Here is a 25790-nt window from a genome sequence, read left to right as displayed (position 1 = left end):
CCGCGGGCCGCTTTTTTTTTTCGCACACTGGATTTGCACGGCCACCGGCCGCGCATCGGGCCACTCAGAACATCGCGACCTTGTGGCGCGCGTGCGCGAAGGTCGGATCGCTTTCGAGCGGACGATAGTTCAGCCGCTGTGACAGGTCGACCGCCGCGCCGCACACGGCTTCGACGAGCCGTTCCTTCTCGCGGGCCTCGCCGATTTCCGAGCGCGGCACCGTCGCGGTGATCGCCGCGACGATCGAGCCCGAATGATCGCGTACGGGCGCAGTGACTGCCGAAATGCCGCTCTCGAATGCCGCCTCGCTCATCGCGTAGCCGAGCCGCGCGTAATGGCGCACGCGTTCGTACAGTTCGTCGACGGTGCCCGGCGTGCGCTCGGTGAACTGTTCGAGCCGCTTTTCCGGATAGAGCTGGCGCAGCGCGTCGCGCGTCAGGTCGCCCATCAGCACGTGCCCGTGCACGGTCGCATGCGCGGGCAGGCGCGTGCCGACGTGCACCTTCACCGAACCGAACATCGACGTATTGCTCTGCGCCTTCGCGACGAACACGACGTCGCGCTGGTCGCGGATCAGCAGATGCGTCGACAGGCCGGTCGCATCGCGCAGCCGTTCGAGCACGGGCCCGCCGAGATCGGTCAGTTCGAGCGAATTCAGGTATTCGAAGCCGAGCCGCAGCACGCCGACGCCGAGCCGGAAATAGCGGTCGCCGTTCACGCGCTCGAGGAAACCGAGCGCTTCGAGGGTCTGCAGCAGGCGGAACGTGGTCGTGCGCGGAATGCCGATGCGCTTCGACAGCTCGGGCGCGCCGAGCACCGGCTCGCGTGCGGAAAATTCGGCGAGAATCCGCAGCCCGCGTTCGAGCCCCGGCACCAGATAGGACGACGCGCCGCCGGGCGACTCGTCGTCGCCGGGCGCCGCGGATTCAGGTGCGCCGCTCATCGTTGTCTTGACCATGTGGACATGGACGGAAGGAAATCAGTCACGAAACAGGTCACGGATCGTCGTGGATATTCAGTCATGCTACCTCAGCGCGCACGCGGGTCACACCCGCGCGCATCGCCGCACTGCAGCATGCGGATCGTGACGCCGTGGAGAGTCAATCACGGTCGAGAGGATAGCAGCGATGGGGCGCGCCACGCCATGCCGGAATCGCCGGCATCGTGGAAAGGCGGCCGCTCCGGCCGCAACGTGGCCTCGAGAGCGGCAAGCGGCTGAAAGGTCGCGCCTCGCGATATCGGGCGCCGGGCGGCCTACAGGCGCGACAGGAGAACCCGCGTGTTCGCGCGGTCGTACAGAAAGCCGCCGCCTTCGTCCGGTTCGAGCACGCGCGCGAGATCGACCGGTCGCAGCCATCCGCTGCCGAGACGGCCGCCGTTCACGGCCCGGATCCGGCTGCCGCCGACAGAGATCGCCGCATGGAAGACATGGCCGTCCCGCGAGAAACCGATCGCGGTTCCCGCCGGAATGCTGCTGCGCCCGTCCCACTCGCCGCCGTTCTCGAAGTTGAAGCGCGTCTTCCAGAGCTGACCGGTTGTATCGAGCAGCGTGCCGGGGGTGATCATGCCGTCGCCCCGGAGCAGGTACCGGACGTACGCGGCCGCTTCGTAGCAGATGCCGCCGGAGACATAGTCGTCGATGTCGGCCATGCCGTACATCAGCGCCTGCGCGTGTTTCTGCTTTTCGGCGATACCGGATTGGGCGACGTGGCCGCCTAACTGCGTCAGTTGCATGGGTAGCTCCTTGCGAGGAAGCGGAGCCTCATTGCCCCGCCGATGCAATCGCCGCTCAATCTTATTACGATATCGGCCGGTACCGGTCCGGCCCCGTGCGTCAAGGCATGCGCGCCGCCGACGCCGGCGCGGCGGCGGCCGCATCGGGATTCGGCGCGAGCCGCAGGCGCACGCGCAACGGCTGCAGCATGTCGGGCGGCGGCGGCTCCGCCAGCGGGCCGGCCGTGAGCAGTTGCCGCAGCGTCGCATCCGCGTCGGGATCGCCGAGCGATGCGAATTCGACGCGCGTGACGGCGCCGTTCGCGCCGATCCACGCGCGCACGACGATCGCGGGCGGCGGCGCGGCGGCGCTCGCGTTCAGTACGCGCGCTTCGAGATAGCGGTGCAGACGATCGGCCGCGTCGCCGTCGGCTTCGAGCCAGGTCTGGAACTGCTGCCCGGCGAGCTGTCCGTAGCGGATCCACGTTGGCGGCACGTCGGCCGTCTGTGCAACGGCCGCCGGCACGGCGCCTACGGCCAGCACCCACGCGACGAAGATCGCCCGCCACCCTCCGGATCCGCCCCACTGCTGCATTCGCTTCATCCCGCCTCCCGTTTCGACGATGCGCGGCCGTGCCGCATTGCGTCGCGCGCTCGCCCTGCGCCCTGCGCCCTGCACCCTGCGCCCTTCAACCGATCTCGATCGGCACATACAGCCGCGTACCGCCGCGCTGGACGAGCAGCGCGACGTTGCCGTGCGCGGCGTCGATCTCGGTCATCAGCGCACCGATGTTCGCGACCGGCGTGCCGTTGACCGACAGCACGACATCGCCGGGCTGCAACCCCGCGCGCGCAGCCTGGCCGCTCGCCTGCTCGACGACGAGCGCCTGCCCGACACCGAGCCGCTGGCGCTCCTGCTCCGTCGCCGCGCGCAACGCGAGCCCGAACCGCGCGGGCCCTTGCTCGCCGCTCGCCGCCGCTGTGCCGCTGTCGAATGCGCCGACCGTCGCGCTCATGTGCATCGCCCGTCCGGCGCGCCATACGAGCAGGTCGGCTTGCCGGCCGGCACGCATGCCCGCAACGGTGCCGAGCAGGTCCGACGATTCGGCGACCGGCTTGCCATCGACCGCGAGCACGACGTCGCCCGGCTGCAGGCCCGCGTGCGCGGCCGGGCCATCCGGCTCGACCATGGTGATCAGCGCGCCGTCGGGGCTGGCAAGGCCGAACGAACGCGCCAGCGCCTGGCTCACTTCCTGGACGGCCACGCCGAGCCGGCCGCGCGTGACCTTGCCGGTTCGCAGCAACTGGTCCTTCACGTCGAGCGCGATATCGATCGGGATCGCAAACGCAAGCCCCTGATAGCCGCCCGTCTTCGAGAAGATCATCGAGTTGATCGCGATCACCCGGCCGCCGAGATCGAACAGCGGGCCGCCCGAATTGCCGGGGTTGATCGGCACGTCGGTCTGGATGAACGGAATCGCGCGCTCGCCGGGCAACGAGCGCGATTTCGCGCTGACGATGCCCTGCGTGACCGTGTTCGCGAACCCGTATGGCGAGCCGATCGCCATTACCCAGTCGCCCACTTCGGTGCGCGCCGGGTCGCCGGTCGCGACGACCGGCAGGTTGTGCGCGTCGATGCGGATCACCGCGACGTCGGAGACGGGATCGCTGCCGATCACGCGCCCCTTGAACTGCCGCTTGTCGGTCAGCTTCACGTCGATCGCAACGGCGTCGCCGACCACGTGCCGGTTGGTCAGGATCACGCCGTCCTCGCTGACGATGAAGCCCGAACCGAGGCTCACCTCCTCGCGGTTGCCGATCACGCGCCGCGCAAGAAACGGCGCGAGCGGATGATCGGGCGCGATGCCCGGCGGCAACTGGATGCCCATCTGCGTGACTTCGCGCGTGACGCTGATGTTGACGACGGCCGGGCCGACGCGCCGGACCAGCGCCGCAAAATTCGGCAGCGCGACGGTCGGCGTCGGCGTTGGCGATGCGGCGCCCGGCTGCGCGGGCCGCTCGGCAGCCGTTGCCGTCGAACAACCGCATGCGCACGCACCGGCCAACGCCAGCCCGCCGGCCATCGCTCGCAGCACCGCTGCCAGGTTCGTGTGCCTGCCCGCTTTCATGTCGCTGTTCCTCGTCGGTTCGCACCGGAACGCCGCCGGCTCATCGATACCTGCGCGCCACGCTCGGCCGCCTGCATTACTTCGGCGGCACCGCGACCGGCACATCGGGCCGCTGCGGCGTCGTCGACCGGCCCCAGTTCGAGCCGAAACGGTTTCGCTCGGTCGACAGGTTGAACGTGCCGAGACGGTTCGACGGCTGCTTCGACAGCCGCTCCGAATCCGTTTGCGACGCGCCCGCCTGCGGGTCGGCCTTCGGCTTCAGTTGCTGGCTGAGGCAGTCGTACGACAGCGCACGCTTGCCGTCGACTTCCGCATCGACGCACACCGGCTTCGCGGCCGAACCCGGGCTGGCCGGCGCGGCCGCACTTGCCGCCGCGCGGCCGCCCTGCGCGTGTACGCCGGCTGTCAGCAGCAGGCAGACGATCGTCGCGATGCCGCTTCGTCGCATCTTCATGCGCGCCTCCTTCAGAAATGGCTCCATTGCGCCCTCACGGCTGCCGTCACAGATTCGTGCCCGGTGCCGACGCACGCGCCAGGAAACGCGCGAACGCTGCGCGATCGGCTTCGTCTACGGCAGGCTCCGGTGCATCGACCTGTTGCGCCCACGCGTCGCGCATGCCGTCGACCGGCTGCCACGCCTGCACCTGCGCGCCGGTCGGATACGGCGTGACGAGCGGTTCGCGATAGTCGACGCGAAACAGTGGCGGCGCACTGCCGCCCGCCGTCCACAGATCGCCGACGTCGCGCACGCTCGCGTCGAACCAGAATCGCACCCAGCGCACCGTCGGCGCGCGCGTGTCGGTACTCGGCGCGTCGGTGTCCAACGCGTCCGGCACGCGCAGGAAGCCCGCCAGCACGAGCAGCACGGCCGCCAGATCGTCGTCGCGCAACATCCGGTACGACCAGAGATCCGCGACGTCGACACAGGAGATCACCGCGATGAAACGGGCGATCGTGAGCGCGGGCCACGCGCGCCGCATCAGCATGTAATGGCGCGCCCAGTGCGCCACGAAGCGTTCGCGATGCCGGGCGGCGACCTGCACGTCGCGCGAGCCGCGAATCGTCAGCTCCTCCGGCTGATACTGGCGCGTCGTGAGCACACACTGCGCGGAGCACCGCGCGCTGCGGTGCCGCGCATAGCCGCCCGCGCCGGGCAACGGCTCCAGCGCGCCGAAGCACAGCGGGCAATGCGTGGGCCACTCGCCGGGCCGGCCCGGCCACGGGTTCGCTTTCGGCATGCGCGGGCGGTCGGCGGCCGCAGCGGGGCGGCGTCGCCCCGGCGTGCGTGCATCGGGCGCGTCGACGCGCGACGTCGAACGGACGGTTGGCATGAGCGCGCCTACCGGGCAGACGCGAGCGCTTTCTTCAGCGCGTCTTCGTTGATCGGTGCGTTCGCGGCGAGCTTCGCGAGATACGCCTGCGCATTCTGCTGGGTGCGTTGTGCGCGCAGCATCGCACGCAGTTGCTCCTTCACGTCGGCCAGCGGACGCGGCGCGGCCGCGCGGACATCGATCAGCTTCACGACGTGAAAGCCTGCCGGCGTCTGGATCGGCGCGGAGACCTGGCCCGGCTTCAGCGCGTCGGCGGCCTGCCGCACGGCCGGCACCATCAATTGATCGGGCACGAAACCGAGATCGCCGCCGTTCGCGGCACTCGCCTTGTCTTGCGAGTTCGCTTTTGCAAGCGCCGCGAAATCGCCACTGCGCGCGCGGCTCGCGAGATCGGCCGCCTGCTTGCGCGCCTTGTCGAGCGTCGCGGCATCCGCGTTCGGCGGCACCGCGATATAGATCTGCGCGACATGCAGCGCGCGCGGCGCGGTGAACGCGGCGCGGTTCTTGTCATAGGCGGACTGCAGCTCCGTGTCCGACGGATAGTCGGCCGGCGGCGCATTCACCGACGCCAGATAGCTGCGCACGACGATATCGCGCCGCGCCTGTTCGACGGCTGCCTGCACCTGCGCCTGCTTGTCCCAGCCCTTCGATTTCGCCTCGGCCAGCACGGCCTTCTGCGCGAGCGTCGAACGCACGACCTGGTCGAGCGCCGCGGGATCGGCCGCGAGGCGTTCGCGCCCTTCCGGACTCACCGCCTTCAGCAGCCCCGCGATATCGTCCTGCGTGACCGACGCCTGCGCGGCATTCGCGATCACGTCGTCCTGCGCGTGCGCCGCGAACGGCGTGCCCAGTGCGAGACTGCCTGCCACGATCGCCAGCATCTTCATCTTCGTCATCATCGTTCGACTGCCCTCTCGATTGCTCTTGAAATGCGGACGCTGCATCAGCGCGCGTCCGTCAGCGTCATGCGCAGGACGAGCGGCTGCGCCATCCCGCGTGGCGGCGCCGCGCCGACCGCCCGGCCGACGAGTGCCGCGTGCAGCGCCGCGTCGAGCGCCGGGTTTTCGGCCGCACCGCTGTCGACACGCGTCACGTGCCCGTACCGGTCGAGCCACGCGCGCACCGGCAACACGAACCCTTCGTCGCCGGCATCGGCCCGTTCGCCGGCCCAGTGCTCGATGCCGGCGCGCAGGCGGCACACCGCCGCGTCGTCGCCGTCGAGCGTCGCCTGCAGCCACTGCGCGATGCGCTGCGCGTACGCGCCCCACGCGGCCGGTGCATCGCCCGCAGCGATCGCGTCCGCCTCATGCCGCGCGCGGCCCGGCAGCAGCGCTCGCAGCGCGGCGCCGATCCTCACTTCGCGGTGGCCTCGACCGCTACCGCAGCCGCGTCGACCGGCGATGCGCTGGCCTGATCGCCGGCCGCCGCGCGTGCCGCCGCTTCCTGCTCGGCCATCGCGGGACGGTTGCGCAGGTGCAGCAGGAATTCCTGGATCAGGCGATCCCACAGCTCGATCGTCGAGCGCAGGTAGCGCTCGGACACGCCGCCTGCGACGACCACATCCATCTCCAGCGCCAGAAACTGTCCGTGGCTCGCGAGACGCGCGAAGCGCTTGGTGCGGTTCCAGTCCGCGACGAGTTCGGCCGGCAAGTCACCCTGCACCTGCAGCACGCACGACAGCGTGTAGTCGATGAACAGCAACGTGGCGGGCGACGCGTCGGCGCCCTGCGGCGCGAGTGCGGCGGCCGGGTTGCCGAAGCGCACCGCGAAGCCGATGCCCTGGCTCGCGCTCATCAGTTGCACCGCGCCGTTCTGTTCCGCCGCCGTCACGCGGTAGCCCGCGCGGCGCAGCACGTCGGCGAGGTGGTCGGCGCTGATCGCTTCGATCGGTGCATCGTGTGCCGCGCGTTCGTCGCCGGCGTTCGGTTGCTTGTCTTGCATGTCTGTCTTCCTCGTATTCAACGAATCGATCGGTTCCATCCCGGCTGCGGGCCGCGCTTACTGCGCATTCGCGGCAGCAGCCGACGCCGGTACCGGCGCTGGTGTTGCTGCAACCGGCCGCGCAGCCGGGTCATACTTGCCCGCATACAGCGCATCGCCGTAGCGTTGCGCGATGTCGTCGTACTTCACGCGCGCCGACTGCGCGAACGGCTGACGCGACGAGAACAGCGCGCCGATCCCGACGTGCTCGTACGCGTCGAGAATCTCGTGCCCCACGCGATACAGCTCGGCATTGTGTGCCTGGCAGGTTTTCAGTTGCGTGTCACGCGCGGCGGCGTCTTTCTGCAATTGCGTGTGCTGAGCATCGCGGGCACGTGACACGGCGAGCAAGTCTTCATAGGACGACTTGTATTTCGCCAGCGACTTCGCGTCCTGCTCGCGGCCTGCCCGCTCCTGGGCGAGCGCACGCTTTGCAGCCGCTTCGGCGCCCGAGTCGCCGTGCGCGGCGGCCAGTTGCCCCTGCATCGCCTTCAGTTGCGCGAGCGCGTCGTCGCGCTGCTTCTCGGCCGCCGCCTTGTCGCTCTGCAACTGCGCCTGGTTGTCCTGCAGCTGGCGCAGCTCCTGCACGGTCGAGCGCAACTGGCTGCGCAGCTTGTCCTCGATGCTCTGCGCGTGCGCGCCGCCGGCCGCGAGCAGCAGCGTGCCGGCCACGCCGGCCGCGAACATCGTGCGAGTGATCGTGTTCATCCGCGGCTCCGGTCAGAAGCGAGCATTGAGCTCGATCTGCAGCACGTCGATCGATACCGGCGGCCCGTACACTTCCTTCGAGCTCAGGTAACGGGCCGATACCCACGTATCACGTGCGACCGCATACGCGGCGCCGAGCACATAGCCGCGCGCGTTGGTGCCGCCGAGGTGGAAGTCGGGATCGTTGAACGCGTCGAGCACGGCGTCCGGCTGCAGGTACTTGTAGGCGATCGAGAAGTTCCACTGGCCCTTCTCGCGCGGCTCCGGCTCGCCGAACGTGGCCTTCGCGAGGAAGCCGTTCGGGCCGCTGCGATAGTCGGCGCGCGTCGCGTTCACCGACGTCGAATCGTAGTTGTTGACCGGCAGCGACGATGCCGCGAATGCCTTGTTGTCGTTGTACGCGAGGTTGCGCACGTATTCGCCGTCGAGACGCAGCTTGAAGCGATCGGCCACCACCGTATCCCACTGCGCCTTCAGGTCGAGCAGCCGGTAGTTGTAGGCCAGGCCGAACAGCTGCGGCTGCGGCGTCATCCCCGGCGCGAGGTTCGGGTTCTGCACGATGTTGCGCAGCGCGATCAGCGTGTTGCCGCCCTGCATGAATGCCGGCGCCTCGTTGTCGGTGCTGCAGCTCGTCGCGCCGAGAGACAGGTCACACGGCGCAGACAGCGTGCCGCGCATGTTCTGGAAATCGTAGTACGCGACCGCGCCGCGCAGCCGGTTCTTCGCATCGATCTTCCAGTCGGCGCCGAACTGTGCACCGAACATCCACTTCGTGTCGCTGCCGGCCTTCTCGGTGCTGTTCGACGGGAAGTTCTCGCTCGTGTACTGGATCGGGAACACGCCGAGCGTGCCGAACAGCGTGACGTCCGGATTCCACGGCAGCGCATGGCGCAGGTTCGCGGCGATCCCGTCCATCATCAGGTCGTCGGAGAACACCAGGTCCGACTTGAAGAACGGGTTGTCGAAACGGCCGGCCGTCAGGTTCAACCACGACGTCGGCTTGTACGCGAAGAACGCCTTGTTCAGCCAGATGTTCTTCTTCGCGAAACCGCCGCCCGCGGTGGCCGTGGTCGACACCGGCCCGTTGTCGTTGCCGCTCGCGAGCTGGATGCCGGCGATCATCTCGTCGGACAGCGTCGCCGTCACGCCAAGCCGCGCGCGGTAGCGCAGCAGGTTGTTGCGGTTCTCGCGCGTGTTCTGCGTGGGAAGCTGCGTATGGTTGGTATTCTGGTTGACGTCGAACCCGCCGCCCTGGTTGATCGCCGCGAAGTTCGTCACGCCGTTCGTGTTGCCGCCGCCGTAAAAGTGATACTCGTCACGCACGCGCAGGTCGCCGTCGAGCTTGATGCGCGACACCCAGTCGGGGAACGTGTTCGGCTGCGCCCAGTTCTCGGCCTTCGCCTGCGCGATCACTTCCTGCTTCACCTGGTCGCGGATCTGGTCGCGCACGAGCTGCGGCACGTACGGCACCGCGACGTCGCCCGGCTGCGTCGGCGGATTGACCACGCCGCCCGCCACGACCGGTGCGCCGGATGCACGGGCCGACCGCGCCTGCACGGCCTCGGTGCGCGCCTCGCTGATCAGCTCGTTCGCGTTCTGCTGCGTGAGCACGCCGCGCTTCACGAGCAGGTTGATCAGGTTGATCACCACGCTCTCGGTCGGCGCCGCTTTCCCCGACGCGGCCTGCGCCTCGAGCGACTGCCCGTGCGCGGCGGACGCGCAGGTCAGCCCGAGCGTCAGCACCGCCGCGCCGACACGCGACAGGCGCGCGGGCAGCGCGCCGTTGCGGGGCACCTCACCCCGTCCGTTCATCTTGCCAGTCATCGCAGTACTCCGAACAATTTTCGTTTCTTTTCCGGCAGCATCCGTGCGACGGCGCCACCCCATGATTCTTTCGTCGTAACGCGCACGCATCGTCATGCCGGCTTGCGCCCCTGAAGCTTGACGAGCACCGGATACGATGTCGCCGGCGGCGGCACCTCGTCGACCCGACCGAGCGCTTCGACCGCCGCGACGACGGCCGCATCGATCTTCGCGTCGCCGGTGGACTGCGCGATCGTCACCTTCGTGATCCGTCCCGACGCATCCATCCACAGGTTCAGGTTGCCCGCGAACCGCGCGCCGCCGGCCTCCTGCACGCCCTTGTCCTGCTCGATCGCGCGCTGCAGCACGTACACCATGTATTGCGCATAGCTCGCGTTGCCGAACTTGCCGCCCCCGCCGCTGCCCAACATGCCGGAACCGTCGCCCGCGCCGATGCCGAAGTTGTCGGTGCCCGCCTGCGCATCGGCGTTCATCGTCATCTGCTGCGGCTGGTTGTCTGCCGGCTTCGGTGCCTCGGACGGCTTCGGCGCGATCGTCGGCCGGTCGATCGGCGTCTTGACCTCTTCCTTCACCTTCTCGGGCGGCGGCTTCTGTTTCGGCGGCGGCGGGGGCGGCGGCAACGGAATCACCGTCGTCACCTGCGGCGCGCTCACGCGCTTCACGCCCGCGGTGTCGCTCGCGAAACGCCAGATCAGCGCGGCCACGCCCGCGAGCACCAGCGCGATCACGACGGGCTTCACGTAGCGGCCGGGGCCCTTGTCCGGCGGGCCGCCGTTGTAGGTCATTTCCATCGCGTCAACCGCCCTGCTTCGCCTTGCCGGTCACCAGACCGACCTGCGACAGGTCGAGGCGGCGCAGCAGGTCGAGCACGTCCATCACCTTCTGGTACTGCACGCCCGCGTCGCCCTTCAACACGATCGGAAACTCCGGACTGGTCGCCTTCTCGGTGCGCAACCGGCTCTCGAGCTCGTCCATCGTCACCGGGTACGCGTCGAGGAACACCTGCCCCGAATCGGCCACCGTGATCGCCTTCGTCTTCGGTTTCGCGAGACTCGCGGACGAGCTCGCCTTCGGCAGATCGACCTTGATGCCCTGCACCGACGCGGTCGTCATGATGATGAAGATGATCAGCAGCACGTACGCGAGGTCGAGCATCGGCGTGATGTTGATGTCGTCGTACGGCTTGTCGTCGTCCTGAACCTGCATGGTGGTCTCCTGCGTGCGTCAGTCGGCCAGTACCGCGTGATCGGGCGCGCGGTGGGCTTCGGCGAGGCGCGTGACGAATTCGTCGACGAACACCTGCATGTTCGCGGTCACGTTCTTGTTGCGGATCAGCAGGTAGTTGTAGCCAAACAGCGCGGGGATCGCGACGAACAGGCCCGTGACGGTCGCGAGCAGCGCGGCCGCGATACCCGGCGCGATCGCGTTCACGTTCACGTCGCCGGCCGCCGCGATCGCCGCGAACGTGATCATCACGCCGACCACCGTGCCCAGCAGCCCGAGGAACGGGCCGCCCGAGATCGCGATCGTCAGCAGCACCATCGACTTCGACAGCTTCTGGTTCTCGCGCACCAGCGTCGCGTCCATCGACGCGCGGATCGCCTCGATCGATTCCGACGTGATCACCGTGCGGCCGTTGTTGTCCACGCGGCTGTAGATTTCATGCACGCCGGCCTTGTACAGCCGGTACAGCGACGACTGGTACAAACGGCGGCCGTCGGCGCTCGCCTCGTCGACATGCGCGAGACCGACCAGGTGACGCCCGGCCACTTCGCGGAAACGCTGCACGAAATACTGGTTTGCCTTGTCGACGGTGCCGACGTAGCGCGCCTTCGTCCACATCACGATCCACGACACGAGCGCCATGCCGAGCAGGATCGTGATCACGACCCACGCGTCGACGGTCACCGACTGCACGATCACGCCGAAGTAGCCGAAGCCGAAGCCCGACTGCTTCTCGTCGGCGCCGTAGGCGACGAGCTTCGATTCCGAACCCTGCGCGAGCGCGTCGACCGCGATCACGGCCGGCGAGCGCGCGATCTTCGACAGGCGCAGTTCGTCGAGCGCGCCCGAATACGCGGCGAACCCGGCCGGTGCACCCGTTGCGTCCGCACCGATCGTCGCTGCGGCATTCAGCGCGGGCAGCGTCGCCGCGACCTGAGCGGCCTGCTTGCCGTTCACGTACACGGTGAGATTCTTGCCGTCGGCCGTGACCGCGAGATACGTCCACTGGTTCGCGGCGACCGGCGATGCGGCCGGCGTGCGCACCGGCGCCGTGCCACCCGCGACTTCCGCGAACGGCACGCCGTTGTCGAGGCCGATCAGCAGCGCGTTCGCGCCATCGCGACGGCTGTACAGCAGCGTGTTCGGCGCGAGCGCCGCCGGCTTCACCCACGCGCTGAACGTGAAGCTGCCGCCGGCCGGCACATTCAGCGACGCACTCGCCGGCAGCGTCAGCGACCCGCTGCCGTCGAATCGCGCGCCCTTGCCGACGATGCCGTCCTCGACCGTCTTGAACGAGGCGTTCTGCGCATGGTTGCCATACGCGGTCAGGTCCTTCGGCGGCGCACCGGCCGCGCCGTTGAAGTGATAGACGAGCGTGTAGTCGGCATCGAACGTCTCGGCCGGCTTGCTGCCGTCCGGCGCCTTCTTGTTGCCGTAGTACATCCAGATCGACTCCGCGGCGCCGGCCGGCATCTTCGGAATGTCGACCCAGATCAGCGCGACGCCGAGCACCGGATCGTATTGCTCGACGTGGTAGTTCAGCGGCGTCTTGTCGTCGGCGGCGACGAAGCGGATGTCCGCGCCGTTGTCGGCCAGCCCGTCGAACTGGAAGTTACCCGAATGCAGGCGGATCAGCAGCGGCACACGGCCGGCCGATTCCGCGAGGTTCGCGCCTTTCGCGCTCGCGTCGATCGTGATCGCCTTCCGGTACGACCAGTCGTTCTGCCACCATGCGTTCGCGATGCCGGGCAGCACGCCGAGCATCACCGCCAACAGGAAAAACAAGACTCGCTTCACGATCCACTCCCCGAATGTGCGGGCACCGCGCTCGTCGCATCGCCCAGGCACGATCAAAAAAAATCCGTCAGAACCCCAGCCTTACGTAGAAATCGAACCGCGGGCTGTACTGCCGCGTGTAGACGCCCGCCTTCAACGGCCATCCGGCCTCGAAATCCGCGCTTGCGTACTTCATGATCTGCACCCGCGTGCCGACACCGACACTCATCAGGTTGAAGCGCGACGTCTGCTCCGGCAGCGGACTCAAGAGCCACAGGTGCGCCGCATCGAAGAACGCGTGGAAACGCCATTCGTTCACGCGGCTGCCGATCGTGCCGCCGAGCCACTTCGCGAGCGACGGGCTGCGCAGCTCGACCGATGCGATCACGCCGCTGTCGGCGGTGTCCTCGGCCTGCATGTAGCCGCGTACGCTGTTCATCCCGCCCGCGGCGAACTGCTCGCTCGACACGAGCGGCGAGTTCGAGATCTGCGCGTTCACGTGCGCATTGGCCTGCATGTCGTTCGCGAAGCGCTGCGTGTGGTTGACGTCGAACTTGCCGTACACGAAATCGGGCGTCGCGCTGTAGCGCTTGTTGTCCCAGGCGCCCCAGTCGCTGCCGAGGCCGCGGATGTTTGTCGTCACCGATGCGGAGAACGACGTCTGCGAGTTCTTCAGGCTCAGCTGGCCGTTGTACGACAGCGTCACCGGCACATACGTGAGCGGCGCGGTCGAGCCCGTCTGGCCCGGTATCGACACGTTTTCGTCGAAGTGCTTGCGGTCGATCTCGACGCTGACCGAGTGCGCGTAAGTCTCCGTTGCCGGCAGCGAATAGATCGCGGTGAAGCCGTATGTGGTGCCCTTGCCGAGCACATTGGTATTCGCGACCGACGCGACGTTGCTGTCCGAATGCACGACCGTCGCGAGGAAGCTCCAGTGCGAATCCTTGATCGGCGCGAGATACGAGAATGCGTAGACACGTGCATCGTTCGGATGCTGCGGCGCGAGCACGTAGGTGCCGGAAATCACGTGGCCGAGCTGCCAGAGATTCGAGTAGCTGACGTTCGCGGTCGTGCGCAGCGTCGACGTGCCGGGGCTGTTGTCGTTGTTCAGTTCGAGCGAGCCGTGCAGCGGGCTGTGATCGTCGACCTTCAGGTCGACATCGACCGTCTGCGGCAGCGCGCCCGGCTTGAGGATCGGAATCACCTGCCGGTCCGCCGAGCGGTTCAGGTCGGTGAGCTGCTGCTGCGCCTGGTTGAAATCGGGTACCTGGCCCTCGGCCAGTGCGGGCACCGCATCGCGGATGTTCTGCGGCGAGTTGTATTTCGCGCCGTCGACGCGCAAGCGCCCAACCTTCGCTTCCGTCACCTGCAGCAGGATCACGCCGTTCTTCACCTGCTGCTGCGGCAGCTCGACGACGACCGACTGGTAGCCGCGATCCTGGTACGCCTTCTGCAATGCGTCACGTGCCGCATTCACGTCGGCGAGCGTGCGGCCCGGCCCTTCGAACGGATACACGGCCTTCTCGATCTCGAGCGTCGGCAACGTCGTGTTGCCGCGCACCACGAAGGCATTCACGTCGAACGACTGCGGCGCGGCCGGGGCCGCCTTCGCGGCGGGCGCAGCTTCCTGCGCATGAATCCCCGGCGCGAAACCCAGCCCACCTGCCAGCACGACACCCGCCAGGCATCGGCAGTTCAGCCGCCATCGTTCGCGTGACTTGCGGTCTACTCTCGGCGGCATGCGCCATTCCCCTTTGTTGTTCCGGATCGAAGCTTTGCGCACCGCGCCAGCCGTTCGCCCCGCTATCAAATGCCTGTTTCACTTTGATGACGTTTTATTCGTCATCCTCAACATCTTCTGCGCAATGCCATTTCCTTCCACCGATCCGAACTCAGCCGTGACGCATCAGCGCCGCCCGCGCATCGGCCGCACGAACAAACTGCGCACAGGCGAACTGCATCAGCGTGTCGACGCACGTCGCAAGCGAAGCACGACCTGTATCGATCTCGAGGTCGGCTGCCACCGGCGGTTCGTACGGCGCCGAAACACCCGTGAATTCCGGCAGTGCACCACGCCGCGCCTTCGCGTACAGCCCCTTCGGATCCCGCGTCTCGCAGCAGGCCAGCGCCGTGCTCACATACACTTCACGGAATGCCGGCCCCACGATCGCTTTCGCTTCGTCGCGCATCGCCGCGAGCGGTGAAATGACCGCGACGATCGCTAGCGCGCCGGATTCGCTCAACAATGCCGCGACTTCGGCGATGCGCCGCACGTTCTCGAAACGATCCTGCACCGTAAAACCGAGATCCCGATTCAACCCCGTCCGCAACCGGTCGCCATCGAGCACCACCGGATGCATGCATCGGTCGCTCAGTCGCGCGGCCACCGCATCGGCCAGCGTCGTCTTGCCCGCGCCCGACAGCCCCGTGAGCCACAGCACCCCGCCGGCCCGCTGCGGCGAAGCTCCCCACCCTGCGTGAGCCCCGTCTACCGATAAGGACGAAACGACGCCGGAAAACCCGCAACGTTCGATCTTCATCATGCCCGTGCCCCCGTATTCGCGGGTTCGTCGTCCTCGCGCGGACGTGTCTGCCAGAAGCCGCCTTGCATCGTCACGATCGATGGCGTCTCGGCCCATTGATGCGGACTCAGGATCTCTACGCGCCGCACGTTCGGGAGCACCTGCACGTCGAAGATCTCGTCGACGCCGTTGAAGAACTGAAGGATGCCGAGCACGTCGCCGGTGTTCGCGTCGAGCGCGGCCACCCCCGCGACCAGCACATCCGACTCGCTTTCGATCGGCAACCCCTGCGGGCCGCGCTTGTCGCGCAACTTCGACAACCCGACGAACAACACGCCGCCGTACTCCGCAAGACCGTGCGTGAAGCCCGGCAGCTTCGCGAGCACACGCCGCGCGCCGGACTGCGGATCGATCTGCAGCACGTGGCCGCGGCCGCCTTCGAGCACATGCAGTCGCCCGCCGATCACGCGCGGCGAATGCGGCATCGACAGCCCCGATGCGACGACCCGGCCGGACGGCACCTCCATCACGATGCCGCTGCTTGCCATTCCGCTCCGCCAGCCGAACGGCTCGTTGCTCATGCCGAGCGCGGTCACGAACCGCACCTTGCCGTCGGCAAACGCCATGCCGTTCAGGTGGCAGCGATCGTCCGGCGCGGTCTCCGTCACGAACGGCGGCTGCCAGATCGGCGTGAAGTTGAAATAGCCGTCGATCACGCTGATGCACGAATAGCGCGTGTTCACCGCCAGCAGGACGTGCTTGTCGAACGCCATATCGTGCAGGTCGAGATCGCCGGTGTAGTAGGACATGCGCGGCACGAACATCGCGTCGTAGTGATCCGGGCGAGCCGGATAGCGCGGCGCGAGCGTCGACACGTTCGCGAACACCATCAGCTCGTGCATCGTCGCGACCGCAAGCCGGTTGCCCGACACGGCCATCCCCATCGAGCGCGGCAACAGGCACGCGGACAGCGTGGGAACGCCATCGTCAACGCCGATCACGGCGACACCCGACGGGCGGCGGCTCACGGCCAGCGAGCACTTGAGCGCCTCGAGCACCTGCAGGAAGCGCCCCGTGTCGCGCAGGTTGATGACCGGCGACAGCGCTTCCGCTTGCCGTGCCGATGCGTCGTCCACTGGCGCGTCGCGCTCGCCGGTCGGCCTGGTTTCCTCGAACTGTTCCACTGTCATGCACCTGTCGGCTTCATGCCGCCTGATGAGAAAAAATGCGCATCTCCGCGTGCTCCCGCGCGCCGGCACGGCGCGTCGGGGCCGCGTGCGGCGCACCAAGTCGCAGCTCCCACCTACCTAGACGGAACGAAGCGCGCATTGCCGCAATGTTTTTTTGCGTGACGCCGATCGATCCGCCTGCACGGGCAAACGATCGACGCAAGCGGGCTGCAATGCGCGCGCAGCCGCCCCTCGCGCAAGACTTGCGAGATGCGGTGCATGACCTTGCGTGGCCCCCGTTTCGTGTACGTGTCGTCGCCTGGCCGACGTGCGGCGCCCGGCGGTCCGCCGTTGCGCGCGGACGGCCGGCAAGCGTGTCGCCGTCTGGCCGGCCGACGCGCGAAAAGCGCAACGTGCCAGCGAGCGGCCCGACAATCCTCGGGTTTCAACCGGGAAGTTTTTGTGACATTCCGCTGAAGATATTCACGAAACGCTCGCGAAACACGGCAAGCGATCGTCGAGACCGTTTACGCGGCACGGCTGAATCGCGATGTGCCGCGCCGCAAAACGCAGGTACGCACGAAATCCTGCGGCTTGCGGCCGCCCGCTTCGTCCTAGCTATTGAGAACAGAACACGTCAACGACAGGACCCTCCATGTCATTCGCCACGATGCTCGTACGGTGGCTTGCCGGGCGCTTGTCCGGCGCCGCCGGAATGCCGGGCCGGCTGCTTCCGCCCGCCGCTCATGCCGCTCATGCCGCGCGGATTCCGCCGCTGCGCTGGCGCACGCCGTGGCTCGCGTGGCAGTTGCTGTCATGGTCGGTACTCACGCTGCTCGCGCCGCCGATCTGGATGATCGGCACGCTGCTGCTGATCAACTCGTCGAGCGATCAGCCGCTGTTCTGGGGGCTCGTGATGGCGATCGTGCCCGTCGCAAACGGGGTCGCGATCGTTGCGACGAACCAGCGGCATCACCGCATGCCGTTCACGCGGCGTCCGGCGGTCGCGGCGCACATGTTCGGCATCGCGATGGCCGTCGGCTGTGCGCTGTTCGTGCTGCTGCTGTGGCGTACGCACGCGATCGCCAGCCTGGTTGGCCCGCTGGCAAACGACGGCATGCGTCCCGCGACGCTCGCATGCTGGGTCGCGGGGCTCGCCGCGCTGTTCGGCGTCACGTCATCTGCGCATGCGAGCATCGCGCATGCGTGGCTGGCGTTCGAAGTGTGAGCGCACCGCGCCGACAGACACTGCGGAGGCACGCGGATGCATCGATACGGGACAGGAAGGACGGCGCGGGCTCGACGCGAACGCGGCATTGCGATCGTGACGGTACTGCTCGTCGTCGCGCTGGCGGCCACGCTTGCCGCCAGCGTGCTGTGGCGCCAGCAGGTCGCGACGCGCGACGTCGAGAACCAGCGGCTCGCGACGCAGACGATGTGGATCGAGCGCGCCGCGGTCGAGTGGGCACGCGCGACGCTGCGCGCGCAAAGCGCGACGTCGAACGTCACGTTCGTCGGCCAGCCATGGTCGGCACCGGTCGCTGACGTACAGCTCTCGGACCTGCTGCCGTCGGACGCCTTGGCGGTCAACGCCGAGCTGTCACGCGCGTGGATCTCCGGCAGCGTCGAGGACGCGCAGGCGCGCTTCAACCTGACGAACCTCGTGTCGCGCGCCGCGCCCGGCAAGCCGTGGCAGTCCAGCGGCGAAGGCGTGCTGGCGTACCGGCGCCTGCTCGGCCAGCTGTCGCTCAATCCCGCGCTCGCGCAATCGACGGCCGACTACATGCTGCGCTCGCTGCGCGACGCGAACGGTCCGGACGGCTGGCCGCTGCAGCTCGTGTCCGTCGACGATCTCGCGCGCATTCCCGGCTACGACGCGCGTACGATCGACGCGATCGCGCCCTTCGTGACGATCCTGCCCGACCTGACCGTCGTCAACGCGAACACCGCCGCCGAACCCGTGCTCGTCGCCGCGATTCCGACGCTGTCGCAGAGTCAGGCGAAGCGGCTCGTCGACCGGCGCGCGACGGCCTATTTCGTCAGTACCGGCGACATCGCCGAATACCTGCTGCCGGCGCAGGGCGGCAACCCGACGCTGCCGGACGGCTCGGCCGTCGGCGTGAACAGCGGCTATTTCATCGTGCATTGCCGCGTGCACTCGGCGCGGATCAACACGCGTATCGACACGCTGATCGCGCGCTACGGCAGCGGCAATTTCGCGTGGACGTCGGTCATCTGGGTGCGACGGCTCACGAGTTGACGCCGACGGGCTGGCCTCGATGCGTACACGGGCGTACGTACTTCATGCCGGAATGCGGCAACGGATAAAGGCTATCCGGCAACTGATCCCGTGTAGCGCGAGCGTCAATGAACCGCGACGGGCGAGCACCCCGTTCCTTCTTCCATGTTCGTGTCGGCAGGTATTTCGATGTTATCGCAACGGAATCCGGCCAGCGCGTTGCGCGACACACGATACAGACGGTGTCCGCCAGTCACCGCGGCCGGAACGCTAGACCCGCGACAACTCGCCCAACCCGACCGCGCGCACACCCTGCTGCGTCACCGCCGCATCGAACGACAGCCGCGTGAAGCTCGTCTCGCGCACTTCGCCGAGCAGCCGGTTCCAGTCGTCGATCGACACGAGCAGCGCGATCGGCCGGTTGTACTTGGTCACCATCACGAGCGCTTCACCCGCATGCCGCAGCGCCTTCGACGGATTGCTGCTGAAGTCGCGCGTCGCCATCGCGATCGTGCGCAGGCTGAACACATTGGCGGCCGGATCGTCGCCATCGTCGTGCATCAGGCGCTCGAGCGTCGCTGCACGCAGCAACGCCTGCGACTTCGCGGACAGCCGGTTGTCGCGGCGCCGACGACGCTCGCTGCGCGGGTCGACGTGCACGGCAAGCATCCGCACGATCTGGCCTAGCGTCGCCGCGGGCAACTGGTCGTAACGCTGCCACCAGTCCGGCGGCAGCGCGATCATCATGCCCGCGTAGGTCGCCGTCACCCCGTCGGCGATCAGCGACGGTAATCGGTCGACGTCGCGCGCATCGAGATCGAGCGCACCGCCGACGACGCGCGTCATCACGCTGAACGCGTTGTATGCAAACGCGGCGATCCCGCTCGCCAGCAGCGCCGCGCGTGCGGGCACGCCGCCGAACGGCCCGCCGCCCGTGACGGGCTCGAGCGCCAGCGGCAGCGCGTCGCGCCAGCGCCGGGACGACAGCGCCACGACCTGCGGTGCGTCGAACCGCTCGGCCGGCAGATCGGTCAGCAGCGTGACGATTTCGCCGGGCGAATCCGCGCTGTGCCATTCGATCCGCCGAAACGCGCCCGACACGCCGCCTTCGCCGGCCATCCCGACGGATTGTTCGCGAACGCGTCCGCCGCCGAACACGCCGCCTTCCTGCCAGTCGCCAAGCGGCCGGCACGCGGCCGAGCGGCCGTATTCACGCAGCACGAACGCGCCGCCGCGGCGCGGCCAGCCGGAAAGGAGCGCGTCGGTATCAAAGCGTCCATCGACGATCCACAGCTCGCCAGGCCGGACCGCTTCAAGCAGCGCGCCGACGAATGCGCGCTCATGCGTCCGGCCGCGCTCGCAAGGCAGCAGGTCGACGATCATCCCGAGCTCCGGATCGTAGACCGGCAGGACGCGCACACCGCCCGCCGCCACATCGCGCGCGGGGTCGTCGCACGCGCGCCCGCAGTCGCATCCGCCGGCCTGTGGCGCGCAGGCCTCGCCAGTACCATCCAGCACCCGCAGCCGCATCCCGTCGACGGCACGCTCGCCGTCGACGTTGCGCGCCGCTGCGACCGGCAGCAGCAGTTCGACGCTGTCCTTTGCCAGCGCGCGCCCCCAGCCGGAACGCCAACGGCTCATGCAATCGTGCAGTGCCGTCACGGCCGAACCAAACCCCGGCGCGGCGGCCACGCCGGCATCCGGCATCCGTTGCCACGCGGCAATCGACGCGATCGCGTCGACGGCGAGGGCGAACAACGTCTCGCGGATCGACTCGCCGTCGGGCTCGTCGCCGGCGTCCGCCGCGGCGCCGATCCAGTCGTCGTGCAGCGCGCATTGCAGCACGAGCCGCGCCATGATCGTCATCGGGCTCTGCTCGACAAAGCGTTCCACGATCGTGCGCATCATCGGATTACCCCACCCTGACTGGTTGATCGCACGAGCTGCCGCAACGGCATGCGCACGCGTGCGTCGCGATACGTTCGCACTTGACGGCCCGCCCGCGACGCCGCAGCATCGTGAGCGACCGGACCCGCGCGACGGCGCGCCGCCGCGGCGGTCCGCCCGCAATCGATGCACGAGGCACCGGCATGTACGTAGATCCCCGCGTGGCTCACGGCCGCGCCCGGTTCGACCTGAGCGGCTCCCCGCGGCTCGTCGCCGACGAGCGCCGCTGGGAAATCAGCGACGTCGTCACGCGCGGCCTCGACGATTTCACGGGCGTGCGCAACCGCCGCAACCTGATGCGGCTGCTCGAACGCCAGATCGCGCCGAAGCTCGCGCGCCTCGGGCTCGAGCCGTACGTCGGCGCGCTCGGTCATGCCGAAGGGTTGTTCGTCAACTTCTCGACGATGAGCGCCGAGCACGGCCTGCGCGAATTCCAGCTTCAACTGACGGTGCCCGACCTCGTGCTGCGCAGCTTCGCGTCGAACGTGATCCGGCCGCACGCAGTTGCGCGCTGCATGCAGCGCAACGGCGTGATGTCGCTGGCGGAAATCGAATCTGAAACGCGCATCGCGTTCGTCGCAGCGCGCGTGATGCGCTCGCTGGCCCTCGCGGAAGGCTGGCAGCAGATCGGCGTGCCGACGCCGCACGGGCTGTTCGTCGGCGCGCTGACCGACGCGCACGACGTCGCGATGAACACCTACTTCCGGCCCGGCGACAACGATCGTCCGTCGCGCTGGAGCGGCTTCTCGGCCCTCTTCTCGACGATGCCGGACTGGCGGCCGGAACAGGTCCGGCACGGCGGCGATCTGCTGCAATGGATGGTCAACCATATCGTGGCCCTGCAAGAATCCGCACCGTTCGTCGAACGCTTTCCCTTTCTGCGCGAGCCGCTGCGCGATGCCGGCGATCCGCTCGACGCCGCCTGGAACGGCGCACGCGCCGGCCTGCAGCCAGGGGCGCCCTCCTGAATCCCGAGTCGTGAATCCGGGCTTTCGTGACGCGGCCGGTACGAACTTGGCCCACACGCGCCACCCTGCGTGAGCGGTGATCCGGGAGCCCATTCAGGCCCCCGTTCCCCGGTCTCCGCCTTACCGCCCCTCTGCACGGCCCCTCGCTCTCTCATATACAAGGTCGAAGCGAGCCCGCATAACCCGCATACTTTCTTTCAGCACGCGCGCCACGGCACGAGCACGACCACGCGCGCGATTGCGCACCTCCCCGGTGCACGCGCAAAGCGCCGCATCAATGCGTGCGCGTCGGCCCGCCGGGCTCCTGGCGGCCGACCGTCTCCAGCACGGCCCACATCCAGATCAGCTCGCGGACCGTGCGTGCGTGCTCGTCGCTCTGCGCGCGCCAGCGCGCGAAAGCGTCGAGTTCCTGTTCCGTCGTGTCACCGGTGCGCAGCCACAGCAACCAGCGCACCGCGCCCTCGCGGATCGCATCGGCGCGCGTATTCGCGTCGCCGGGATCCGACTCCCGTTGCGATTCGTTCATGATCACGCCACCGCCCGAAGCTCCATCGACACACATCCCCCGCACCGTGCATCGCTGCACGGCCGGGGCGCTTGCCACACACGCCTCGGGTCCGACGACGTCACACCGGGCCGCCATGACAGACAGCCCGGCGTTTGCCGGCCCTCATTGATCAAGTCGTATCGAACGGCCGTAACCCGCAGGGTGCGGACAGCCGGAAGCGACGCGAACGCATCGCCAGCGGGAGGAAGAACGAAAAGTAAGACGCGGGGAGCCGCGTCAGCTCAGCAGCACGATGTTGCCGGGCAGGCGCGTGATGTGCGCGCCATACAGGCGGCCGACCATGTCGATCACGTCATCGAGCCGCGTGATCGGGAACTGCGCCTGCATCCGGTTTTCGCCGAGCGACGCGCTGCGCAGGATGACCTTGCCACGCCGGTAGCGGTTGATCTCGTCGACGACGTCGGACAGCGGCACGCCGTTGAACACCAGCATCCCGCGCCGCCATGCGCTGACCGCGCCCGGATCGATCCGCGACACGGGCTGCACGCCGCGATCGTCGTAGACGACCTGATCGTCGGCCGTCAGCGTGCGCGCGCCGCGCGGATGTTCGAGCGCGACCGTGCCCGACAGGCAGGTCACGCAGACCTGCGAGCCGGTGCGCCGTACGTTGAAGCGCGCGACGGTCGCCTGCATGCGGCCGCCGCCCGCAACCACGGTGACGGGCTGGATCGGCGTCGCGCGGTCGGCCGGCGGCGCGGCCGCGTCGATCTCCGCCTCGCCGGCGACGACTTCGACGCCGTGCGCGACATCGCTCGCGGCCAGGACATCCAGACGCGTCTGCGTGTTCAGCTCCACCGTCACGCGCGACGACAGCGCGACGCTGCGCTGCTCGCCGGTGCCCGTGTGGTAATCGGCCGCGAGATCGCCGAGCGACGGCCACAACTGCATCGGCGGGCGCACGGCAAGCCACGACGCGCCGGCCGCGACTGCGAAGCCGATGAACGCGCGCCGCCCGGTGCGCATCGTGCGCTCGCGCTTTGCAACGTTTGCCCAGGCGGCGGCCGCGCGCTCCTCGTGCGCGAGTTCGGTCGCCGCCGTGCGCAACGAGCTCCAGGTGTCGCGCAGCAGATCGGCGGCTTGCGGACGATCGGCGCACCAGCGCTCGAACGCATCGGCTTCGGCCTGGCTCGCGTCTCCGGAGCGCAGACGCAGCAGCCACGCACTCGCTTCGTCGAGTTCGTCGTGGGCAGGTTCGGCCTGGGCTTTCGTCATCGTCCTGATGCTCAAAATTTACGCGGGCCGCCTCGCGTGCCCGTGTACGGATCGCCGTCTTCCTGCATGCGCTGCAGGCAGTACTTCATTGCCGCACTCAGCTCGCTTTCCACGAGCCGCAGCGAAATGCCGAAATGCTCGGCGATCTCGCGGTTCAGCAGGCCGTCCACGCGGGCGGCCAGCAGGATCGCGCGGCGCCGCGGCGGCAGGCCGCGCAGCACGTCCTTCAATGTCTCGACCTTGCGGCGCGCCGCGACGATGCGCTCGGGATCGGCCAGTTCGTCGGGCATCTCGAGCAGCGTCTCGACATCGTCGTCGTGCAGATGCCGGCGTTCGCGGCGATGCTGGTCGATCGCGACATTGTTCGCCATCCCGAGTATATAGGCGTCCGCGTTCGTCACCTGCGTGGAGACGTTCGCGTTCTCGAGACGCAGCCAGGTTTCGTGCAGCGCGTCGGCGGCGCCGTCCTTCGACCCGGTCACGCGCTCGAGGCGCCTGACGAGGTACGCATAGCGCGTCGCCAGCAGATTCCGGAGCCCGGAGCGGTTGCTGTCGGACATGACGGCCTAGCCCCGGACGGCCGGCTGCGGCGCCGGACAGCGGAAATGCACGCCGTTGCCGGCCGGCCGCAGCAGGATCGTGACCGGCTGCGGCAGCTCCGCAGGCGGCGCGTCGTCCAGCTTCAATGCGCGCAGCGCGCGCATCACCGCCGCGTCGCGGGCGGCCGAACCGCTCGATGCCACCATGTTGACCGCCACCACCGCCCCCCTGTTGTCGATGCGCACCTGCGCGACGAGTCGATAGCTGCCCGGCACCGCTCCCGGCTGCGCGCAGAGCGCATCGATCAGATGCGCCTGCAGCAGGCCCGCGAACGCGCGCCGATCGCCGGAATCGCCGATCCCGTCGATCGGCAAGGCCGCATCCGCCGGCGTGTCGGCCGTCGCGGGCGCCTGCTCGGCGGCCGGTTGCGCGACGATGATCGCTTCGTCCGGGCGCGAGAATTCCGCACGCAACCCCGTTCCGGCCAGCATCCGCTCGAGCGCGTCGCGCGGCGCGAATTCGCCCTGGACCGGCGCACTCGTGCGCCCGTCGAGCAGCGGCGCCGGCGCCAGCACGATCAGCTCGGTGAGCCGCGCGAAATCCTGCAAGGCCTTCGCGAGCGGCTGCGCGGGCAGCTCGAAACGCGCCGTGCTGCCCGGCTGGCGGACGATGGAACCGGTCTCCTGCGCGTGTATGCCGTGCATGCACGGCACGACGAACGCCAGCCACGCAACGAGCGCCAGGACACCAGACGGCGCCCGTGAACGAGTCATGAATCCCTGGACGGAAGTGGAGTTGCACGTTGCCGGCGTAACGCGCACCCCCGTGAGCGGTTCCGCAGCAAACGAACGTCAGATTGTGAGCGGGCACTATGACAGTCAGGTGAAGCGTGCAGCGATGCGATTCAATCGCCGCGCGTTCTCGCCTTGCGGTCGTGCCAGGCGCCGAGCGTCGCTCACGGCCTGCGCACGACGAAGTTGCCGATGCCCGTGCCGACGACGGCCATCCGCACGTCGCCGGACCACAGCGTGATCGTCACGGGCACGTCGATGCCTTCACTGCCGAGCACGAGGCGCGACGGCACTTCACCACCGCCGGTGTACCGCACCGACACGCCCGTCACCTCGGTGCCCCAGCGGCGTGCGCGATACAGATCGTCGGTCATCGGTGCCCACGTGCCGCTTTCGGTGCGCTGCACGAAGCGATAACCTCCCCCGACCGTCTGCCATGCGATCGGGACCGACCGCACCTGCGCCTCGTCGCCGGCTGATTCGAGCAGGTTCGCCAGGCGCTGTGCCTCTTCCGCCAGATCGGTGCGGCGATTGCGCGACGGCGCGAGCGTCACGACCGCGACCAGCAGCCCGACGATCAAGAGCACGACGAGCATCTCCAGCAGTGTGAAGCCTGCTGCACGGCGCGACGCGAACGGACGCCGTTTCCTGACGGGCACGATCCTCATGCCGTTACTGCCACGAGCCGATGTCCGCATCGTTGCCCTCGCCGCCTGGTTTGCCGTCCGCGCCATAGCTGAACACATCGATCGCGCCGTGCGCGCCCGGGTTCAGGTATTGATACGCGTTGCCCCACGGATCCTTCGGCAAACGCTCGAGATAACCGCCGTCTTTCCAGTTGTTCGGCACCGGATCGTTGGTCGGCTTCTGGATCAGCGCGGTGAGCCCCTGCTCCTGTGACGGATAGCGGCCGTTGTCGAGTCGATACAGATTCAGCGATTGCATCATCGTGCCGATGTCCTGCTTCGCGGCAATGCGGCGCGCCTCGTCGGGACGACTCATGATCTTCGGCACGATCAGCGCCGCGAGAATCCCGAGGATCGCGACCACCACCATGATCTCGATCAACGTGAAGCCGCGTTGCGTGTGCCGTCCGACAGAGTCGGCGTACCGCGTTCGGGTTTCGTTGGGCCCCGTCATCATGCATTC

Annotated in this window: 27 protein-coding genes; 3 read left to right on the top strand and 24 right to left on the bottom strand. The window is 68.3% G+C overall.

Annotated features, from left to right (window positions below):
- Positions 1–64: 64 nt before the first annotated feature.
- The 17 genes from BCEP18194_RS28280 to BCEP18194_RS28200 all read right to left on the bottom strand — a co-directional run bounded on the left by BCEP18194_RS28280 (position 65) and on the right by BCEP18194_RS28200 (position 16397).
- On the bottom strand, positions 65–958 hold the full coding sequence (locus tag BCEP18194_RS28280) for an IclR family transcriptional regulator (protein WP_011354708.1): 894 nt from the start codon (positions 956–958) through the stop codon (positions 65–67).
- Positions 959–1254: 296 nt separating this feature from the next.
- A complete protein-coding gene (gene tecA / locus BCEP18194_RS28275; RefSeq protein ID WP_011354706.1) occupies positions 1255–1734 on the bottom strand; it encodes a type 6 secretion system effector deamidase TecA in 480 nt (159 codons plus the stop codon).
- A 100-nt stretch (positions 1735–1834) separates the two neighbouring features.
- Positions 1835–2317, bottom strand: coding sequence for a hypothetical protein (locus BCEP18194_RS28270; protein WP_011354705.1), 483 nt, complete (start codon positions 2315–2317; stop codon positions 1835–1837).
- 85 nt (positions 2318–2402) lie between these two features.
- Positions 2403–3842 (bottom strand): Do family serine endopeptidase, encoded by a 1440-nt coding sequence (locus BCEP18194_RS28265; RefSeq protein ID WP_011354704.1) that lies wholly within the window; start codon positions 3840–3842, stop codon positions 2403–2405.
- A 76-nt stretch (positions 3843–3918) separates the two neighbouring features.
- Positions 3919–4296, bottom strand: coding sequence for a hypothetical protein (locus BCEP18194_RS28260; protein WP_041493521.1), 378 nt, complete (start codon positions 4294–4296; stop codon positions 3919–3921).
- A gap of 46 nt (positions 4297–4342) precedes the next feature.
- The gene (locus BCEP18194_RS28255; protein ID WP_011354702.1) at positions 4343–5173 is read right to left on the bottom strand and encodes a hypothetical protein; all 831 of its coding nucleotides are present in this window, start codon (positions 5171–5173) and stop codon (positions 4343–4345) included.
- Positions 5174–5181: 8 nt separating this feature from the next.
- Positions 5182–6072: a peptidylprolyl isomerase gene (locus tag BCEP18194_RS28250; protein ID WP_011354701.1), complete on the bottom strand. Its 891-nt coding sequence runs from the start codon at positions 6070–6072 to the stop codon at positions 5182–5184.
- A gap of 44 nt (positions 6073–6116) precedes the next feature.
- On the bottom strand, positions 6117–6530 hold the full coding sequence (locus BCEP18194_RS28245; protein WP_011354700.1) for a hypothetical protein: 414 nt from the start codon (positions 6528–6530) through the stop codon (positions 6117–6119).
- Entirely contained in the window at positions 6527–7114 is a 588-nt protein-coding gene (locus BCEP18194_RS28240; RefSeq protein ID WP_011354699.1) for a YbjN domain-containing protein, read from the bottom strand. The genes BCEP18194_RS28245 and BCEP18194_RS28240 overlap by 4 nt, the downstream gene beginning before the upstream one ends.
- Before the next feature lie 57 nt (positions 7115–7171).
- Positions 7172–7861 carry a hypothetical protein gene (locus BCEP18194_RS28235; RefSeq protein ID WP_011354698.1) on the bottom strand — a complete coding sequence of 230 codons (690 nt, stop codon included), beginning with the start codon at positions 7859–7861 and terminating at the stop codon, positions 7172–7174.
- Positions 7862–7873: 12 nt separating this feature from the next.
- Positions 7874–9685: a putative porin gene (locus BCEP18194_RS28230; RefSeq protein ID WP_041493249.1), complete on the bottom strand. Its 1812-nt coding sequence runs from the start codon at positions 9683–9685 to the stop codon at positions 7874–7876.
- A 92-nt stretch (positions 9686–9777) separates the two neighbouring features.
- On the bottom strand, positions 9778–10476 hold the full coding sequence (locus BCEP18194_RS28225) for a TonB family protein (protein ID WP_011354696.1): 699 nt from the start codon (positions 10474–10476) through the stop codon (positions 9778–9780).
- A 4-nt stretch (positions 10477–10480) separates the two neighbouring features.
- Positions 10481–10891, bottom strand: a complete 411-nt coding sequence (locus BCEP18194_RS28220; protein WP_011354695.1) for an ExbD/TolR family protein — start codon at positions 10889–10891, stop codon at positions 10481–10483.
- An 18-nt stretch (positions 10892–10909) separates the two neighbouring features.
- On the bottom strand, positions 10910–12706 hold the full coding sequence (locus BCEP18194_RS28215) for a DUF2341 domain-containing protein (protein WP_011354694.1): 1797 nt from the start codon (positions 12704–12706) through the stop codon (positions 10910–10912).
- Positions 12707–12773: 67 nt separating this feature from the next.
- A complete protein-coding gene (locus tag BCEP18194_RS28210; protein WP_011354693.1) occupies positions 12774–14426 on the bottom strand; it encodes a ShlB/FhaC/HecB family hemolysin secretion/activation protein in 1653 nt (550 codons plus the stop codon).
- 151 nt (positions 14427–14577) lie between these two features.
- On the bottom strand, positions 14578–15228 hold the full coding sequence (gene cysC, locus BCEP18194_RS28205) for an adenylyl-sulfate kinase (protein WP_011354692.1): 651 nt from the start codon (positions 15226–15228) through the stop codon (positions 14578–14580).
- Complete coding sequence (locus BCEP18194_RS28200; protein ID WP_011354691.1) at positions 15225–16397, bottom strand: TIGR03032 family protein; 1173 nt, start codon at positions 16395–16397, stop codon at positions 15225–15227. Before BCEP18194_RS28200 ends, cysC begins: the two co-directional genes overlap by 4 nt.
- A gap of 634 nt (positions 16398–17031) precedes the next feature.
- On the opposite strand from BCEP18194_RS28200, the gene BCEP18194_RS28195 reads away from it, so the two are divergent.
- Positions 17032–17604, top strand: coding sequence for a hypothetical protein (locus BCEP18194_RS28195; protein WP_011354689.1), 573 nt, complete (start codon positions 17032–17034; stop codon positions 17602–17604).
- A 36-nt stretch (positions 17605–17640) separates the two neighbouring features.
- Positions 17641–18636, top strand: a complete 996-nt coding sequence (gene gspK / locus BCEP18194_RS28190; protein ID WP_011354688.1) for a type II secretion system minor pseudopilin GspK — start codon at positions 17641–17643, stop codon at positions 18634–18636.
- Positions 18637–18885: 249 nt separating this feature from the next.
- On the opposite strand, the gene BCEP18194_RS28185 is transcribed toward gspK, so the two are convergent.
- The gene (locus BCEP18194_RS28185) at positions 18886–20523 is read right to left on the bottom strand and encodes a transposase (protein ID WP_011354687.1); all 1638 of its coding nucleotides are present in this window, start codon (positions 20521–20523) and stop codon (positions 18886–18888) included.
- A 182-nt stretch (positions 20524–20705) separates the two neighbouring features.
- On the opposite strand from BCEP18194_RS28185, the gene BCEP18194_RS28180 reads away from it, so the two are divergent.
- The gene (locus BCEP18194_RS28180; protein WP_011354686.1) at positions 20706–21530 is read left to right on the top strand and encodes a hypothetical protein; all 825 of its coding nucleotides are present in this window, start codon (positions 20706–20708) and stop codon (positions 21528–21530) included.
- Between the two features lie 274 nt (positions 21531–21804).
- On the opposite strand, the gene BCEP18194_RS28175 is transcribed toward BCEP18194_RS28180, so the two are convergent.
- The 6 genes from BCEP18194_RS28175 to gspG form a co-directional block, all read right to left on the bottom strand.
- The gene (locus tag BCEP18194_RS28175) at positions 21805–22056 is read right to left on the bottom strand and encodes a FecR/PupR family sigma factor regulator (protein WP_241011610.1); all 252 of its coding nucleotides are present in this window, start codon (positions 22054–22056) and stop codon (positions 21805–21807) included.
- Between the two features lie 258 nt (positions 22057–22314).
- A complete protein-coding gene (locus BCEP18194_RS28170; RefSeq protein ID WP_011354684.1) occupies positions 22315–23310 on the bottom strand; it encodes a FecR family protein in 996 nt (331 codons plus the stop codon).
- A gap of 11 nt (positions 23311–23321) precedes the next feature.
- On the bottom strand, positions 23322–23870 hold the full coding sequence (locus BCEP18194_RS28165; RefSeq protein WP_011354683.1) for an RNA polymerase sigma factor: 549 nt from the start codon (positions 23868–23870) through the stop codon (positions 23322–23324).
- A 6-nt stretch (positions 23871–23876) separates the two neighbouring features.
- Positions 23877–24623: a secretin and TonB N-terminal domain-containing protein gene (locus BCEP18194_RS28160; RefSeq protein WP_011354682.1), complete on the bottom strand. Its 747-nt coding sequence runs from the start codon at positions 24621–24623 to the stop codon at positions 23877–23879.
- 182 nt (positions 24624–24805) lie between these two features.
- Complete coding sequence (locus BCEP18194_RS28155) at positions 24806–25309, bottom strand: GspH/FimT family pseudopilin (protein ID WP_157687280.1); 504 nt, start codon at positions 25307–25309, stop codon at positions 24806–24808.
- Between the two features lie 4 nt (positions 25310–25313).
- Entirely contained in the window at positions 25314–25781 is a 468-nt protein-coding gene (gene gspG, locus BCEP18194_RS28150) for a type II secretion system major pseudopilin GspG (RefSeq protein WP_011354680.1), read from the bottom strand.
- Positions 25782–25790 lie beyond the last annotated feature (9 nt).

Source organism: Burkholderia lata, from assembly GCF_000012945.1.
GTDB lineage: Bacteria > Pseudomonadota > Gammaproteobacteria > Burkholderiales > Burkholderiaceae > Burkholderia > Burkholderia lata.
The sequence above is the reverse complement of the archived record's forward strand: the minus strand, read 5'-3'. Positions and strand labels throughout refer to the sequence as shown.

Excerpts from the sequence above, each read along its gene's own strand:
- BCEP18194_RS28280 (WP_011354708.1), bottom strand. The coding sequence starts at position 958 with ATGGTCAAGACAACGATGAGCGGCGCACCTGAATCCGCGGCGCCCGGC.
- tecA (WP_011354706.1), bottom strand. The coding sequence starts at position 1,734 with ATGCAACTGACGCAGTTAGGCGGCCACGTCGCCCAATCCGGTATCGCC.
- BCEP18194_RS28270 (WP_011354705.1), bottom strand. The coding sequence starts at position 2,317 with ATGAAGCGAATGCAGCAGTGGGGCGGATCCGGAGGGTGGCGGGCGATC.
- BCEP18194_RS28265 (WP_011354704.1), bottom strand. The coding sequence starts at position 3,842 with ATGAAAGCGGGCAGGCACACGAACCTGGCAGCGGTGCTGCGAGCGATG.
- BCEP18194_RS28260 (WP_041493521.1), bottom strand. The coding sequence starts at position 4,296 with ATGAAGATGCGACGAAGCGGCATCGCGACGATCGTCTGCCTGCTGCTG.
- BCEP18194_RS28255 (WP_011354702.1), bottom strand. The coding sequence starts at position 5,173 with ATGCCAACCGTCCGTTCGACGTCGCGCGTCGACGCGCCCGATGCACGC.
- BCEP18194_RS28250 (WP_011354701.1), bottom strand. The coding sequence starts at position 6,072 with ATGATGACGAAGATGAAGATGCTGGCGATCGTGGCAGGCAGTCTCGCA.
- BCEP18194_RS28240 (WP_011354699.1), bottom strand. The coding sequence starts at position 7,114 with ATGCAAGACAAGCAACCGAACGCCGGCGACGAACGCGCGGCACACGAT.
- BCEP18194_RS28235 (WP_011354698.1), bottom strand. The coding sequence starts at position 7,861 with ATGAACACGATCACTCGCACGATGTTCGCGGCCGGCGTGGCCGGCACG.
- BCEP18194_RS28230 (WP_041493249.1), bottom strand. The coding sequence starts at position 9,685 with ATGACTGGCAAGATGAACGGACGGGGTGAGGTGCCCCGCAACGGCGCG.
- BCEP18194_RS28225 (WP_011354696.1), bottom strand. The coding sequence starts at position 10,476 with ATGGAAATGACCTACAACGGCGGCCCGCCGGACAAGGGCCCCGGCCGC.
- BCEP18194_RS28220 (WP_011354695.1), bottom strand. The coding sequence starts at position 10,891 with ATGCAGGTTCAGGACGACGACAAGCCGTACGACGACATCAACATCACG.
- BCEP18194_RS28210 (WP_011354693.1), bottom strand. The coding sequence starts at position 14,426 with ATGCCGCCGAGAGTAGACCGCAAGTCACGCGAACGATGGCGGCTGAAC.
- cysC (WP_011354692.1), bottom strand. The coding sequence starts at position 15,228 with ATGATGAAGATCGAACGTTGCGGGTTTTCCGGCGTCGTTTCGTCCTTA.
- BCEP18194_RS28200 (WP_011354691.1), bottom strand. The coding sequence starts at position 16,397 with ATGACAGTGGAACAGTTCGAGGAAACCAGGCCGACCGGCGAGCGCGAC.
- BCEP18194_RS28195 (WP_011354689.1), top strand. The coding sequence starts at position 17,032 with ATGTCATTCGCCACGATGCTCGTACGGTGGCTTGCCGGGCGCTTGTCC.
- gspK (WP_011354688.1), top strand. The coding sequence starts at position 17,641 with ATGCATCGATACGGGACAGGAAGGACGGCGCGGGCTCGACGCGAACGC.
- BCEP18194_RS28185 (WP_011354687.1), bottom strand. The coding sequence starts at position 20,523 with ATGATGCGCACGATCGTGGAACGCTTTGTCGAGCAGAGCCCGATGACG.
- BCEP18194_RS28180 (WP_011354686.1), top strand. The coding sequence starts at position 20,706 with ATGTACGTAGATCCCCGCGTGGCTCACGGCCGCGCCCGGTTCGACCTG.
- BCEP18194_RS28175 (WP_241011610.1), bottom strand. The coding sequence starts at position 22,056 with ATGAACGAATCGCAACGGGAGTCGGATCCCGGCGACGCGAATACGCGC.
- BCEP18194_RS28170 (WP_011354684.1), bottom strand. The coding sequence starts at position 23,310 with ATGACGAAAGCCCAGGCCGAACCTGCCCACGACGAACTCGACGAAGCG.
- BCEP18194_RS28165 (WP_011354683.1), bottom strand. The coding sequence starts at position 23,870 with ATGTCCGACAGCAACCGCTCCGGGCTCCGGAATCTGCTGGCGACGCGC.
- BCEP18194_RS28160 (WP_011354682.1), bottom strand. The coding sequence starts at position 24,623 with ATGACTCGTTCACGGGCGCCGTCTGGTGTCCTGGCGCTCGTTGCGTGG.
- BCEP18194_RS28155 (WP_157687280.1), bottom strand. The coding sequence starts at position 25,309 with ATGAGGATCGTGCCCGTCAGGAAACGGCGTCCGTTCGCGTCGCGCCGT.
- gspG (WP_011354680.1), bottom strand. The coding sequence starts at position 25,781 with ATGACGGGGCCCAACGAAACCCGAACGCGGTACGCCGACTCTGTCGGA.